At 44.0% G+C, this 727-nt stretch carries 1 protein-coding gene; it reads right to left on the minus strand.

The annotated features are described in order from the left end of the window. Window positions 1–727 (minus strand): RodZ domain-containing protein (locus R7Q46_RS26900; protein WP_318078188.1); only part of this gene is annotated, 727 nt, incomplete at both ends.

The following is a 727-nucleotide window of genomic DNA, read 5'->3' on the forward strand; positions in this document are numbered from 1 at the left end:
AAATGTCATTGTTACACCTTCCGGTGCGCCTAATATCACTTTAAATGGCGCTTTTCCGGTAAGTTCTACATCTTGACCCGGTTTCTGAGTGCCACTTACGAGTGTTTTGCCGTTTGTATCTTTTACTTGGATCCAGCAATCTGCTTTAAATTTCATGGTGAGCAGAGTCATACCTTCTGGCACTACAGGAGATGCTTCTTGAACCTCTTCTGCTGCTTCAATCACAGCAACTGGTTCTTGAGTTGCTTCTGTTGTCGACTCTTCTGTTTCTGCAGATACCACTTCATCAGTTTGCGCTGCATTGATGGATGATTCTGATGCTGTATTGTTTGATGCCGCTAGTTCTGCTGGAGTACTTGCGATCAGCTCTTCTTCGGTCATTAGATCAATATCAGCAATTTCATCGGCACTTGGTTGGCTTGTTTCAACATTAGCCTCTGCTACAACTTGAGCGAGACTATTTTCTTGCTGATTTTGCCACCACCAAGCTGCTGAGATACCGATGATGACAATGGCTATTACCCAAGTCAGCAACATAATTCGGCTGTTGTGTTTCTCGTGTTTGGTTTTACGAGAAAAGCTTTGCATTTCGATGTCTTGCTCTTTTGGCTTTACATCTGCCGTCTGTTCTAGAGCAACCAGCACCACTTTCTCATCTAGCCCGACAAACTTTGCGTAAGAACGCAAATAGCCGCGAGTGAATGTCGCTACTTGCTGAGATTCAAAT

Source organism: Vibrio sp. 811, from assembly GCF_033339195.1.